The organism is Pseudomonas sp. MSSRFD41, from assembly GCF_014230245.1.
Classification (GTDB): Bacteria; Pseudomonadota; Gammaproteobacteria; order Pseudomonadales; family Pseudomonadaceae; genus Aquipseudomonas; species Aquipseudomonas piscis.
Window position 1 is genome coordinate 243156 of sequence record NZ_JACKZK010000005.1, and the last position, 13633, is coordinate 256788.

The 13633-nt window shown below is 59.3% G+C and carries 15 protein-coding genes and 1 tRNA gene; 3 read left to right on the forward strand and 13 right to left on the reverse strand.

The window, feature by feature from the left end; genetic code table 11:
- Window positions 1–4: 4 nt before the first annotated feature.
- From secF to queA, 5 genes are all read right to left on the reverse strand, one after another.
- Window positions 5–919 carry a protein translocase subunit SecF gene (gene secF, locus H7A76_RS11470; protein ID WP_185698577.1) on the reverse strand — a complete coding sequence of 305 codons (915 nt, stop codon included), beginning with the start codon at window positions 917–919 and terminating at the stop codon, window positions 5–7.
- Window positions 920–928: 9 nt separating this feature from the next.
- Window positions 929–2797, reverse strand: a complete 1869-nt coding sequence (gene secD, locus H7A76_RS11475) for a protein translocase subunit SecD (RefSeq protein ID WP_185698578.1) — start codon at window positions 2795–2797, stop codon at window positions 929–931.
- Between the two features lie 61 nt (window positions 2798–2858).
- A complete protein-coding gene (gene yajC / locus H7A76_RS11480; protein WP_102880809.1) occupies window positions 2859–3197 on the reverse strand; it encodes a preprotein translocase subunit YajC in 339 nt (112 codons plus the stop codon).
- A 46-nt stretch (window positions 3198–3243) separates the two neighbouring features.
- The gene (tgt, locus tag H7A76_RS11485; RefSeq protein WP_022640715.1) at window positions 3244–4359 is read right to left on the reverse strand and encodes a tRNA guanosine(34) transglycosylase Tgt; all 1116 of its coding nucleotides are present in this window, start codon (window positions 4357–4359) and stop codon (window positions 3244–3246) included.
- 14 nt (window positions 4360–4373) lie between these two features.
- Entirely contained in the window at window positions 4374–5438 is a 1065-nt protein-coding gene (gene queA / locus H7A76_RS11490) for a tRNA preQ1(34) S-adenosylmethionine ribosyltransferase-isomerase QueA (RefSeq protein WP_185698579.1), read from the reverse strand.
- Window positions 5439–5546: 108 nt separating this feature from the next.
- On the opposite strand from queA, the gene H7A76_RS11495 reads away from it, so the two are divergent.
- Window positions 5547–5631: transfer RNA gene (locus H7A76_RS11495), tRNA-Leu, on the forward strand.
- Between the two features lie 139 nt (window positions 5632–5770).
- On the opposite strand, the gene H7A76_RS11500 is transcribed toward H7A76_RS11495, so the two are convergent.
- Genes H7A76_RS11500 through H7A76_RS11520 form a run of 5 tightly spaced genes read right to left on the reverse strand, consistent with a single transcriptional unit; the run spans window position 5771 to window position 9330 of the window.
- Window positions 5771–6010, reverse strand: coding sequence for a Rieske (2Fe-2S) protein (locus H7A76_RS11500; RefSeq protein WP_185698580.1), 240 nt, complete (start codon window positions 6008–6010; stop codon window positions 5771–5773).
- On the reverse strand, window positions 5994–6851 hold the full coding sequence (locus H7A76_RS11505; protein ID WP_185698581.1) for an iron-containing redox enzyme family protein: 858 nt from the start codon (window positions 6849–6851) through the stop codon (window positions 5994–5996). The genes H7A76_RS11500 and H7A76_RS11505 overlap by 17 nt, the downstream gene beginning before the upstream one ends.
- On the reverse strand, window positions 6851–7651 hold the full coding sequence (locus tag H7A76_RS11510; RefSeq protein WP_185698639.1) for a dihydrodipicolinate synthase family protein: 801 nt from the start codon (window positions 7649–7651) through the stop codon (window positions 6851–6853). The genes H7A76_RS11505 and H7A76_RS11510 overlap by 1 nt, the downstream gene beginning before the upstream one ends.
- Window positions 7641–8159, reverse strand: coding sequence for a DUF6190 family protein (locus H7A76_RS11515; protein ID WP_185698582.1), 519 nt, complete (start codon window positions 8157–8159; stop codon window positions 7641–7643). The genes H7A76_RS11510 and H7A76_RS11515 overlap by 11 nt, the downstream gene beginning before the upstream one ends.
- On the reverse strand, window positions 8152–9330 hold the full coding sequence (locus tag H7A76_RS11520) for a pyridoxal phosphate-dependent aminotransferase (RefSeq protein WP_185698583.1): 1179 nt from the start codon (window positions 9328–9330) through the stop codon (window positions 8152–8154). The genes H7A76_RS11515 and H7A76_RS11520 overlap by 8 nt, the downstream gene beginning before the upstream one ends.
- A 275-nt stretch (window positions 9331–9605) precedes the next feature.
- Between H7A76_RS11520 and H7A76_RS11525 the strand changes: the two genes are divergently transcribed.
- Window positions 9606–10295, forward strand: coding sequence for an acyl-homoserine-lactone synthase (locus H7A76_RS11525; protein WP_185698584.1), 690 nt, complete (start codon window positions 9606–9608; stop codon window positions 10293–10295).
- Here H7A76_RS11525 and H7A76_RS11530 read toward each other — a convergent pair.
- Complete coding sequence (locus H7A76_RS11530; protein WP_185698585.1) at window positions 10265–10993, reverse strand: helix-turn-helix transcriptional regulator; 729 nt, start codon at window positions 10991–10993, stop codon at window positions 10265–10267. The two genes, H7A76_RS11525 and H7A76_RS11530, sit on opposite strands and share 31 nt — an antisense overlap.
- A 287-nt stretch (window positions 10994–11280) precedes the next feature.
- Window positions 11281–11910, reverse strand: coding sequence for a glutathione S-transferase family protein (locus H7A76_RS11535; protein ID WP_185698586.1), 630 nt, complete (start codon window positions 11908–11910; stop codon window positions 11281–11283).
- Window positions 11911–12027: 117 nt separating this feature from the next.
- On the opposite strand from H7A76_RS11535, the gene H7A76_RS11540 reads away from it, so the two are divergent.
- Window positions 12028–13146, forward strand: coding sequence for a transketolase-like TK C-terminal-containing protein (locus tag H7A76_RS11540; RefSeq protein ID WP_185698587.1), 1119 nt, complete (start codon window positions 12028–12030; stop codon window positions 13144–13146).
- A 4-nt stretch (window positions 13147–13150) separates the two neighbouring features.
- On the opposite strand, the gene H7A76_RS11545 is transcribed toward H7A76_RS11540, so the two are convergent.
- Window positions 13151–13603 carry a MarR family winged helix-turn-helix transcriptional regulator gene (locus H7A76_RS11545; protein WP_152898433.1) on the reverse strand — a complete coding sequence of 151 codons (453 nt, stop codon included), beginning with the start codon at window positions 13601–13603 and terminating at the stop codon, window positions 13151–13153.
- Window positions 13604–13633 lie beyond the last annotated feature (30 nt).

Sequence of the window (13633 nt, forward strand, 5' to 3'; positions counted from 1 at the left end):
GTCCTCACGGACGGTCGTCCACTTCCTTGTCGGTATTGGCTGCGGGAATCAGGTCCTCGCTGCTCAGCTTCAACCAGATCAGCACCACGTTGGCGATATAGATCGACGAGTAGGTACCCGCCAACACGCCGACGAACAGGGCAATGGAGAAGCCGTGCAGGTTATCGCCGCCAAAGAACAACAGGGCAATGATCGCCAGCAAAGTGGAGATCGAGGTCGCCATGGTCCGCAACAGGGTCTGGGTGGTCGAGATGTTGATGTTCTCGATCAAGCTGGCCTTGCGCAGCACACGGAAGTTCTCGCGCACCCGGTCGAATACCACGATGGTGTCGTTGAGCGAGTAGCCGATGATCGCCAGCACCGCCGCCAGCACCGTCAGGTCGAAGGTGATCTGGAAGAACGACAGGATACCCACGGTCACCACCACGTCGTGGATCAGCGAGACGATGGCGCCCACCGCGAACTTCCACTGGAAGCGGAAAGCCAGGTAGATGAGGATGCCGCCCAAGGCCATGAGCATGCCGAGGCCGCCCTGGTCACGCAGCTCTTCACCCACCTGGGGACCGACGAACTCGACTCGCTTGACCTGCGCCGGGTTGTCACCGCCAACCTTCTGCAACGCAGCGGCCACCTGGTGGCCCAGTTGCGGGTCTTCACCCGGCATCCGCACCAGCAGGTCGGTGGTCGCACCGAAGCTCTGCACGATCGCTTCGTGATAACCGGCTTCGTTCAACTGCGAACGCACCTTCATCACATCCGCCGGACGCTCGTAGGTCAGCTCGATGAGCGTACCGCCAGTGAAGTCCAGGCCGTAGTTCAAACCCTTGTGGAACCAGCTGAACAACGCCAGAACGGTCAGGAGCAGAGTCAGGCCGAACGCAACGTTGCGCACGCCCATGAAGTTGATAGTACGTAACATGGCAGCCCCTTAAATCCACAACTTCTTGAAGTCACGACCGCCGAAGATCAGGTTGACCATCGCGCGGGTCAGCCAGATGGCCGTGAACATCGAGGTAAAGATCCCGAGGGACATGGTCACCGCAAAACCCTTGACCGGACCGGTACCCATGGCGAAAAGAATGCCGCCCACCAGCAATGTGGTCAGGTTGGAGTCCAGGATCGCCGTGAATGCCCGGCCGAAGCCTTCGTTGATCGCCCGCTGTACGGTCATGCCCGCGGCGATTTCCTCACGGATCCGCGAGAAGATCAGCACGTTGGCGTCCACCGCCATACCCATGGTCAACACGATACCGGCGATACCCGGCAGGGTCAGCGTTGCCCCCAGCAGGGACATCAGGGCCAGCAGCAGCACCATGTTCAACGCCAGCGCTACAGTGGCGATCAAGCCGAAGAAGCGATAGATGGCGATGATGAACAGCGACACGAACAACATGCCCCACAGCGAGGCATCGATACCCTTGGTGATGTTGTCGGCACCCAGGCTAGGACCGATTGTGCGCTCTTCGGCGAAATACATCGGCGCCGCCAGACCACCGGCACGCAGCAGCAATGCCAGCTCCGAGGACTCGCCCTGGCCGTTCAGGCCGGTGATGCGGAACTGGCTGCCCAGTGGCGACTGGATGGTCGCCAGGCTGATGATCTTCTTCTCTTCCTTGAAAGACTGCACTGGCACGTCTTTCTCGACGCCATCCACCACTTGCTTGGCGTAGGTGGTGATCGGCTTCTGCTCGATGAAGATCACCGCCATGCCGCGACCGACGTTGTTGCGGGTCGAACGGTTCATCAACTCGCCGCCATGGCCATCGAGCTTGATGTTCACTTGAGGACGACCGTGTTCGTCGTAACTGGCCTGGGCATCGGTCACCTGATCACCGGTGATGATCAGGCCGCGCTCGATCAGCGCAGGAGGACGGTTGCCCTCACGGAATTCGAAGGACTCGGAAGTGGCCTTGGTGGCACCCGGCTCGGCGGCCAGGCGGAACTCGAGGTTGGCCGTCTTGCCCAGGATCCGCTTGGCTTCGGCGGTGTCCTGCACGCCCGGCAGCTCGACCACGATCCGGTTGGCGCCCTGGCGCTGGACCAGAGGCTCGGCCACACCCAGTTCGTTGACCCGGTTACGCACGGTGGTCAAGTTCTGCTTGATGGAGTATTCGCGGATTTCCGCCAGCTTGGCCGGGGTCATCGCCAGACGCAGCACCGCCTGACCGTTGAGGTCGGCTGGCACGATGTCGAAATCATTGAAATTCTTGCGGATCAGCGCACGAGCCTGTTCACGGCTGTCTTCGTCGCTGAAGCCCAGCTGGATGGCGCCATTGAGCTGGGGCAGGCTGCGATAGCGCAGTCGCTCTTTGCGCAGCAGGCTCTTGACGTCGCCTTCATAGACTTTCAAGCGCGCGTCGAGGGCTTTCTCCATGTCCACTTCCAACAGGAAGTGCACACCACCGGAAAGGTCCAGGCCCAGTTTCATCGGGTGCGCGCCCAGGTTGCGCAGCCACTGCGGAGTGGTTTGCGCCAGGTTCAACGCCACCACGAAATCATCGCCCAGCGCCTTGCGCACTACATCCTTGGCCGGGAGTTGGTCTTCCTTGTTGATCAAGCGCAGTAGGCCGCCCTTGCCGTTGGCGGCAACGGAAGAGGCCTTGACGTTGATGCCGGCGTCGGTGAGCGCCTTGCTCGCACGATCCAGATCCGCCTGAGTGACCTGCAGCGCAGTGCTCGCGCCGCTGACCTGAATGGCCGGATCATCAGGATATAGATTGGGAGCGGAATAAATAAAACCGATCGCCAGCACCGCCAGGATCAGTAGGTACTTCCATAGAGGATATTTGTTCAGCATCACGCCGCCCGTTATGACGCGGGGCGCCTTGCGCGCCCCGTCGATTGGTAAAAGATGAAACTTAGATCGCTTTCAGCGTGCCTTTTGGCAGCGTGGCCGCGATCGCGCCCTTCTGGAACTTCAGCTCAACCGAGTCCGACACTTCCAGAACCACGAAGTCGTCGGTCACTTTGTTGATCTTGCCGGCGATACCACCAGTGGTCACAACTTCATCGCCTTTCTGCAAGCTGCTCAGCAGGTTCTTCTGCTCTTTGGCGCGCTTGGCCTGTGGACGCCAGATCATCAGGTAGAAGATGACCAGGAAACCCACCAGAAAAATCCACTCGAAACCAGTGCCAGCAGGACCGGCAGCAGCAGGTGCGGCGGCGTCCGCATACGCGGCAGGGATCAAAAAGCTCATTTAGCACTCCGATAGTTGCAAAATTAGTATCTGACGCTTCTGGAAATCAATCCAAAGGCGGCACGGGCAATCCGCGCTTGGCATAGAAGGAATCGACAAAGGCGGCCAATGTACCTTGTTGAATAGCCTCGCGCAAACCAGCCATAAGGCGCTGGTAATGGCGCAAATTATGGATGGTATTGAGCATACTTCCGAGCATTTCCCCGCACTTGTCCAAGTGGTGCAGATAGGCACGGGAGAAGTTCTGGCAGGTATAGCAATCACAGGTTGGATCCAGCGGCGAATCATCATGGCGATGGAACGCGTTACGGATCTTCAGCACGCCGGTGTCGATGAACAGATGCCCATTGCGGGCATTGCGGGTTGGCATCACGCAATCGAACATGTCCACACCGCGGCGCACACCCTCAACCAGATCCTCCGGCTTGCCAACTCCCATAAGGTAACGAGGTTTGTCGGCTGGCATCTGGCCTGGCAGGTAGTCCAGGACCTTGATCATTTCATGCTTGGGCTCGCCCACCGACAGGCCGCCGATGGCCAGGCCGTCGAAGCCGATCTTGTCCAGGCCTTCCAGGGAACGCATGCGCAAGTCCTGGTGCATGCCGCCCTGGACAATACCGAACAGCGCCGCGGTGTTGTCGCCGTGGGCGTTCTTCGAGCGCTGGGCCCAGCGCAGGGACAGCTCCATGGAGATCCGCGCCACGTCCTCGTCGGCCGGGTACGGCGTGCATTCGTCGAAGATCATCACGATGTCCGAACCCAGGTCGCGCTGTACCTGCATCGACTCTTCCGGCCCCATGAACACCTTGGCGCCGTCCACCGGCGAGGCGAAGGTCACGCCCTCTTCCTTGATCTTGCGCATGGCGCCCAGGCTGAACACCTGGAAGCCACCGGAGTCGGTAAGGATCGGCCCTTTCCACTGCATGAAGTCATGCAGGTCGCCATGGGCCTTGATCACTTCGGTGCCCGGACGCAGCCACAGGTGGAAGGTATTGCCCAGGATGATCTCGGCGCCGATGGCCTCGATATCCCGCGGCAGCATGCCCTTGACCGTGCCATAGGTACCCACCGGCATGAAGGCCGGAGTTTCCACCGTACCGCGGGGGAAGGTCAGGCGACCGCGACGCGCCTTGCCATCAGTGGCCAGGAGCTCGAAGGACATACGACAGGTGCGACTCATACAGTTTCCTCGGGGGCCAGGTCCTTGGGAGCGGTTGGCGCAGGATTACGGGTGATGAACATCGCATCACCGTAGCTGAAGAAGCGGTATCCATGCTCGACCGCCGCACGATAGGCAGCCATGGTCTCGGGATAACCGGCGAAGGCCGAAACCAGCATCAACAGCGTGGATTCCGGCAGGTGGAAATTGGTCACCAGGGCATCGACCACATGGAACGGCCGGCCCGGGTAGATGAAGATGTCGGTGTCACCGCTGAACGGCTTGAGCACGCCATCACGGGCAGCGCTTTCCAGGGAGCGTACGCTGGTGGTGCCTACCGCGACCACCCGACCGCCACGGGCCCGGCACGCGGCCACGGCATCCACCACGTCCTGGCCGACTTCCAGCCACTCGTGATGCATATGGTGATCTTCGATGCGCTCCACCCGCACCGGCTGGAAGGTCCCAGCCCCCACATGCAAGGTCACGAAGGCGGTCTCCACGCCCTTGGCGGCGATGGCTTGCAACAGCGGCTGGTCGAAGTGCAGCCCCGCGGTCGGCGCCGCTACTGCGCCCAAGCGCTGGGCATAGACAGTCTGGTAACGCTCGCGGTCCGCGCTTTCATCCGGACGGTCTATATAAGGAGGCAACGGCATGTGCCCAACCCGATCCAGCAGCGGCAGCACCTCCTCGGTGAATTCCAGCTCGAACAAGGTGTCGTGGCGGGCCAGCATACGTGCCTCGCCACCACCGTCGACCAGAATGGTCGAACCCGGCTTGGGCGACTTGCTGGAACGCACATGGGCCAGCACGCGGTGACTGTCCAGCACTCGCTCGACAAGAATCTCCAGCTTGCCGCCGGAAGCCTTCTGGCCAAACAGGCGCGCCGGGATCACCCGGGTATTGTTGAACACCATCAGATCGCCCGGGCGCAGATGCTCGAGCAAATCGGTGAATTGACGGTGGGCCAGGGCGCCGGTTGGCCCATCCAGGGTCAGCAGGCGACTACCGCGACGCTCGGCCAACGGGTGGCGGGCGATCAGCGAATCGGGAAGCTCGAAAGTAAAGTCAGCAACGCGCATGATGGGGTTCGTCTAGCAGGGCCGGAAAGTTTAGCGGAATCAGCAAAAATTGACCATGAAAGCCGATTGACCAAAGGTTTCCGCCTCTCTATACTTCGCCGCCATTGAGCCCTGATGGCGGAATTGGTAGACGCGGCGGATTCAAAATCCGTTTTCGAAAGGAGTGGGAGTTCGAGTCTCCCTCGGGGCACCAAAATCAAAAAAGACCTTGGATTCCAAGGTCTTTTTTTTCGTCTGTAGAAAAATCCCGGTCTTTCCCGGTTCCACAAACGCGACTGCCGCACGACCCGAAAGTCGTGCGGCAGGATCAGCGGATGCGAAACGGCCTTTCGTCAGGACGCCACGCGCTTGACCTCCAAGCGTCCGCAGGGTGGACCGCTGAGCTGTTCACCGGTTTCCAGGCTGAACACCGAGAAGTGCAAGGGACAGGTAATGCTCTTGCGCTGTTCGTTGATGTTGCCGTGGACCAGCCAACCCTGGCGGTGTGGGCAGGTATGGGGCACCTCGTACTGCTGGTTGTCGATCTCGACGATGAAGGTGCCGGGGCGATGGAACTCAGATAGCTCGCTCAACGACCTTCTCCCGATTGAAATGCTTGAGGCGCCGGGCCTTTTCCACTGCGGCGTCGAACGCTGCGTTGGTGATGTCGCGGCCCATGCAGATGCCCTGCCAGGCCTTGACCGGATCCAGGTCCCCTGCCACGTCCATGGCCTTGAGCAGGCGCTGGCCTTCGATGGCGTGGTACACGTCGATGTGCACGTGCTCCGAGTAGTAGGTGTGGGCCTTGATCTTCAGGCGATCGCAAATCGCGGTGTAGCACTCGAAGAAAAACGGCACCACGGTCTCGAAGTAGGTGATCACCCCGGCGAAATACGAGGGATCGTCGGCACGCATGGTCAGCCAGCAGAACATGTTGGGGAACGAATAACCTGCCGAGGAGTTGGCCTCGATGTAGAACGGCAGGTCGGTGGGCATCTCCAGTTCCTTGAGCAAATCCATGTACAAGGTGGTATGGGAGCGCTTGATATTTCCCGAGCCGAACTCATCGATCATCATCCGCAGCATCGGCATCTGCGCCTCCAGGCTCAACCGCGGCATCAGGTGGTAGAACACCTGGGCCTCGGTCAGGCCATCGAGGGCGAATTCCTGGACCAGGATCCGGAACTCATCGAGGGTCATCTGTTCGGCAACATACACCGCGCTGGGCGGTACTTCGCTGCGATCCTGCTCCACCAGGTCGGCCAATTGCTGGCGCAGGCTGGCCAGGTCGCGTGGCACCTCGGCGGTGAGGGTCTTGTCGATGGTGGAGAAAATCCAATCGTGCTCGAATTCGGCGATCCGGCGGTCAAGCGGCTTGAGATGCTTGATGCAGGAACGATTGGCCAGAAACAGTTCCTTCTGAAGATCGTTCATCACGCTCCTCCCTCTTCTGCCAGCACCCGGTCAGTGGTGATGACACCCCGGGCCTTGAGTTCCTTTTTCACCTGTGCGTACCAGTCGTCGGCGCCCAGATCGAAGTAGCCATTGAGTGTCTCCACCCACTGCGCCACCACCTGCTGGCGCGCGCCGATGGCCAGACGGCACAACGCCGGCTCCAGGTTGGCCAGGGACACCACGTTGCCATCGGACTCCAAGTCGCGCGCCAGGGACATCTCCCAGCCGATGAAATAATCCAGGCCCTCGGCTCGCAACTGCTGGATCTGCTGCTGGGTTCGCGGCTGCGACGGCGAGTCCTTGATGCCGATCACCCGCGGCAGGCGAGCGATGGTCATCAGGGTCTCGAAGCTCTTCTCGTTCCCCGACAACGCGGACTCGTTGTAGATGAAGATATCCAGCGACGTGGCGTCATGGACAGCACGATAATGCTCGATGATCTCTTCCTGGGTAGTGCCCTTGGCGAACGGCGAAGTGAACATGACCCCGTGCGCCCCCAGTTTCTGGGCCAGCCGGGCATATTCCAGGACCTCGGCGGTGGTGCCGCGCTCGATACCAGCGATCACCGTACGGTCACGGGCGTGAGCCAGGGTCAGTTCCAGCATGCGTTGCCAGTCCCGCCGGCCCAGGCGCCAGCCCTCGCCTGAAGTCAGGCAAGGGATGTAGCCATCGACATAGGGCCGCGAGCCATGCAGCAACTGGCGCACGCTGGTTTCACAGATCCGTGACTGCTCATCCAGCGGCGAAATCAGGGGCACGAAGATGCTCTTAGCCGACATCATGGAAATCCTCCTGCTCGATCAGCATTTCCTTCGACTGTTCGAACAACCCCTGCAGGAATTCCGGGAAAGCCGGTCCGGAGACCGGCTGGGGGAATGGCTGCAGGTAGGGTTGCAGGGCTGCCAGGTCACGCAGCTCCGGGTCGTGGGTGTACAGCGGTTGGCCGTACTCCACCACCTGGGCGGCGAGCAGCTTCTTCTCGACGCTCAGGTGCGACCATGCCGGCTCCCGGGTGGCACGTTGCAGCACGGCATTGCAGTAGCCCTGGCGCCGGATGTCCATGTCGGTGTGCAGCACATCCATGAACGGGTAGTAGACATCCTGCAGGTGCCGGCTCTTCTTCCAGATAATGGCATCGCAGATGCCGATCTGGCCGTAGTTCATCTGCACCTGCTGCTGATAGAAGTGGCTGAAGAACCCCAGCGACTTGGCCCGCAACTGCGGATCGGCGTGATGCATGCCCATGAAGACGGTGGCATCGATCACCGGCAAGAGTGCCTCAGCCATTGTAGTTCTCCAGTGCCCGGGCGATGGTCTCGACCGCCTGCCGGAACTCTTCCGGCTTGCGCGCCAGGGCCAGGCGGATGTACTTCTGCCCGGCTTCAGGCTGGCTCCAGTAGAAGTATTTACCCGGCAGCACGTAGACGTCGTAGTCCATCAGGTAGGCCTGCAGGTCATCGGCGCTTACCCCCTCACGGGTAATTTCGAACCAGGCCACGCTGGTATCCACCATCGGCGTCAGGTAGTTGAGGAAGCTTCCCTCCAGACTCTTGCGCGCCACCTGGCGGTTGATGTCCAGCACCGAACGCACCGACTCGAAACCATCTTCGCTGCTGTCGAGGATGTACTGGGTCACCACGTTGAGGATGAACGGCGAGACGTTCAGCAGCACGCTGGTGACGATACTGTAGATATCGGCATTGATGCCCTTGCTCGACATGATGGTGGCGCACTTGGCGTCCTGCAGCGGCCAGGTCTTGCCGGTGTCTTCCATGATGATGTATTGGGTGCCGATCTCGTCGAGGATCGCATAGGCGTCATAGCGGCTACCGCCGGAGGCCTTGATGAATGCGGCGAAGCAGAAGTCGAGGATCAGCAGTTTGCCGTGATCCTTGCAGTAGCGCGCGACCTCGATGAAGGTTTCCGGCCCCTCGGCGAACAGGCTAGAACCGGTGGGGTTGTTCGGATCCACCAGGAAGATCGCGTCTACCTTGGCCGCTGCGGTCTCGAGGTTGGCGTAGACATGCTCCGGGGAATGGAACAGCGACTCGTTGAGCGGCGACAGCGGTACTTCCATATGCTTGAGCAGGTCATGCAGGTTGTCGAAGCAAGGCTCGATCAAGCCGACGCTCATGTCGCGCTTGCGCAGGTAGGTCGCGGTGATATGCATGGCAATCGACGCGGCGTAGACCAGGTAGATCTCGTCGTGGCGCTTGAGGGCGTGCTCCTGGCCGTGGAAGGTGAAGAACGCCTTGATGAACTCCTGTTCGCTCTGGTACTGGGTCTGGCCCTGGGCGCGGTACCACAGCTCCGGAAGTCGCTCGACGATCTGGCGCTGGGTTACGCTCTGGTCCTGGTGAGTATGGGCATCTGCAAGATTGAAACGGGTCTTCAGGGCAGAGATTTCATGCTGAGTGATATCCTGCTTAACTTCCTGACGCGTAATTACGACACTCATATTATTATTCCTGTAAGAGCTAAATAATCGCCTGCGGGATAGGTGTAGTTATCAAACCACGGGTAAATCCTCTCCATGTTTATCGCTCCGCGACAGGCCGACAACTGTACCTAAGTGCAGATCGACACTTATAAAAACGAGCGTTTAATTCTTTCCGCGAAGACTGACCTTAGGTACAGTTGCTTTCTCAAAACAGGCAACTCATCCTTTCCGCGCACCGGCGCGACTGATGAAGACAGCCAGTCTTTATTCCTCGGACGGAAATAACAATAAGTATGGATAAAATAAGTTTTTATAATATCGACTACACAAACGCGTCCCAAGATTTGCTCGGAAACTTGTATGGGTTGCGCAAGGAAGTCTTCGCCGACCGGCTCAATTGGAAGGTCAATGTCTGCGGCAACCAGGAAGTCGATGAGTACGACACCCCTCGCGCCACCTACCTGGTTGGAGTCCACACCGGGATCCCCCTGGCCAGTCTGCGCCTGATCAACACGCTGCATCCCTACATGGTGGAAGGGCCATTCCGCAATTTTTTCAGCCACCCCACGCCCAAGCACCGCCTGATCGCCGAATCCAGTCGCTTTTTCGTCGACAAGACCCGCTCCCGCGCCCTCGGGCTGCAGCGCCTGCCACTGACCGAAATGCTCCTGTTGGCCATGCACAGCCATGGGGCACACACAGGCCTGGAATCGATCATCACCGTAGTGAGCCAAGCCATGTCACGCATCGTGCACCGGGCCGGATGGCACTACGAGATCCTCGATAGCGGACAGGCCACCCCCGGTGAGCGGGTATTGCTGCTCAAGATGCCGATATCGGCAGACAATGCCAGAAGCCTGCAGGCAATGATCGCCACCAAGGGCGGCGATCACCTGTACGAACTACATACCTCTGGCCCGCACCGATACTCCGCCAACGAAAGACGAGCGTCTCAGAACATGCCCATGCTCACAGCCTTGTAGACCGCCTGCTTGGCATTGCAGACCTGCAGCTTGTGCACGATGTTGGACATGTGGAATTTCACCGTACGCACGGAAATCGCATGGATTGCGGCGATTTCCCCGTAGGTCTTGCCCATGACCACCCACTTGAGAACTCCCATTTCCCGATTCGACAAGCTGGCATCATCCTTCTCGGGAAACAGCTCATTGGGAGTGAACCTGCCCATCAGGCTGTTGTGAAACTGAATCAGCGCCATCTGGATCTCGGCGGTATGTCGGGTCATGACGTGATCGAAGTCGGGCCGCAATTCCGTGTTACAAATACTCAGCGCGGCGAACAGGCCATTGGAGTCGTGCAAATTGAAGGTGAAACCTGTGGATATCCGGTATTTCTCAGATAAAGCGAACAATTCCCCACCGCGCCCCGAGTCCGCGGACTCAAGTGCCTCGCGCCAGGAAAACGGGGCAATGGACTTCAATCCATGATTGATGACCGGATCTATCAAATGGTAATTGGAAGCCTTGTAGATATCGAGCCAACGCTTCGGATAACTGGAGAAGATCAGCGGTTTTACTTGCCGCCCCTTATGCATGGTGAAATAGGCATATTGACAACCATCAAGAGATGGCAAACGCTTCTCGAAGGCATTTTTCAGCAGATAATCAAGTTCAGCTTCATCATCGGTTACTTGTCTGCCACTGACTAATTGAGTGCTCATAAGAACTCCATGTTCTTTATAGTGTTCAGTCCGTGAGTCTTGTTGTTCTGACTTCACCACCCCTGACACTCAACTCAAAAGCCTTTATGTAGTAAAGACAAATAATTACTACATAAATTAACTATAGCGTGAGTTCAACAGGAGATATCGACCTTCTCGAAGCCCGTGACTCAATGACCGAACCGGCAGTAATTCCAACCTCGTACCCATCATATGAATGCAGAAAACCGCTCTTTCCCGACAGGGCCAGAGCGGTTTCTCGAACCAGTTGCCCTTCCCGGGTTGGCCTAAGCTTCCCGGGAGTCGGCCAACCCGGCCTTCACCGCCGGCCGCGCTTCGATCACATCCAGCCAACGCCGAACATGACGGAACGGGGTGATATCCAGGTTCAGCTCCTCATGGGTGCGCAACCAGGGAAACGCGGCAACATCGGCGATGGAATAGTTGTTCGAAGCCAGGTAGGCCTGCTTGGCCAGCTGGCTGTCGACTACGCCATAGATACGCAGCGACTCCTTACGGTAGCGCATGATGGCTTCCTGGTTGGCGGTCTTGCTGCCATGGAGGAACCACCAGAGCTGGCCGAGCATTGGACCGATGGCACCTACCTGGAAGAACAGCCATTGCTGGACCGCCAGTTGTTCGGTCGGCGACTTGGCCTGGAGACAGTCGTATTTTTCCGACAGATAGCCAAGGATCGCTGCCGACTCGAACACCGAGACTCCGGCCTCATGATCGACGATCGCCGGGATCTTGCCGTTGGGGTTGATTTGCAGGAACTCCGGAGAGTGCTGGCGCCCTTCGGAGAGATTGAATTTCACCCGCTCACAATCGATACCGGCTTCCTTGAGGAAAATGCTGATTTTCTGTCCGTTTGGGGTGTCTGCGGTATAGAAAGTGAGGGATTTTGGCGTGTTCATGAGTCCTCCGTTGACTGCTCCGAATGTCGCTGCGTTTGAATCTTATTGCATTTGCAATCATATTGAGGCGTACAGTATCGTGCAAGAATGACGGAACGCACGGAGAGCTTCGAAGTTATGATGGGTTTTTCCAGTTTCAGGACCACGCGCGAGACCGGCGAGGCCGCGCAAGCTTGCATCGACAAGATCCAGGCGCTGGCTGTCCAGACCAGCGAAGGATGCTCTTCACCGCTCTACACCATGATCGACATCGCCAATCGTCTGGAAAGGGATCCGAGAACGGCGAAGAACATCTGGGTGGTGCGTTCCAACGCACGTCCCGGTGCCAAGCCCGAGCACACCCGCATCAGCGCCTGGCCGCTGCACTTCAGTTCCCAGGCCCGCGCCAGCGAAAAACCGCTGCTGTACCTGACCAGTTCCTCCACATCGGCCCAGCTATGCGCACTGTCGAGCGAGTCCTCCCAGCGCGGGATCCTGTGCAACGATATCGAGACCATTTCCTCGATCTGGCCCAAGGGTGCGCATCCATGGGTCCCGTTGTGGCTGGCGGCCAATCCTCGCTGCCTGCCATTCGACCCCGCCAGTGGTGCCGAGGCACGGGCCATTGCGCTGGCGGCGCTGAAAAGCCTGTATGTGGATGGAAGCAACGGCTTCTACTACATGGCCCTGCACGACGAACCCAACGACTTCGTCGGCCCTATGGACAAGCACAGCGTCAGCCAGGCCCTGCAAGGCATGTACAAGATCGCCGAATTGAAGGCCGGGCCCGATCGGCCCAAGGTCCGCCTGCTGGGAGCCGGCCTGAGCCTGCGCGCGGTGATCGCTGCAGCGCAGATCCTGCACGAAGACTGGGGCGTGGGTTGCGAAATGTGGAGTTGCCCCAGCTATACCCGCCTGGCCCGGGATGCCGAGAGCGCCCTGCGCTGGAACCGTATGCACCCGGATCTGCCCCGGCGCTCATCGCATCTGCGCGACAGCCTGAACCTCGAAGATGCGCCGGTGGTCGCCGTGACAGGTTACGCCCAGCATGTGGCCGAGCAGATCGGTGCCCATCTGAATTCGCGTTTCGTCGCCCTGGGTGCCGACTCCATCGGCTCACTGCCAACCCGTCCGATCTCCAGTAAGACCGTGGACAAACGCTGGATCGCCACCCTGGCCCTGCGCGCCCTGGCCCAGGATGGCAAGGTGCCTCAGGAATACGTCAAACAGGCCATGCGCCGCTACCTGCTGCAATGAAGGCCTAGGCCTCTCGCCCACTCCTGCGCGCGGCGCTGGCCGCACGCTCCAGGGCATCACTGAAAAAGCGCTGTTGCTGTTCATCGAACTGCGCCAGGAACAACTCGGCGACCGCATCTTCGTAGATTCGCCACATCTTTTTTCGCAACACCTTGCCGGCCTCGGTGATCGAGGCGCAGGCACCACGGCCGTCCTCGCTGGCCCGGCTGCGCTCGACCAGGCCTTCGGCCTCCAGGCGGTCGACCAGACGTGTCAGGTTGTAGCGTTCGATCGCCATGACATCGGCCAGTTCGTTCATTCGTCGGGTACCGCCGGGACCGCTTTCCAGCCCCCACAAGGCGTCGTACCAGGCATAGGCCGGAAGCCCGGCGGCGGCCAGGCGACGTTCGATTTCGCGGATCAGGCAGCGATGGGCCCGGACGAATCTGAACCAGGTATCCGGCTCGCTGGAAGACATGCATCACCTTTTTTCAAGAATCGATTTAGT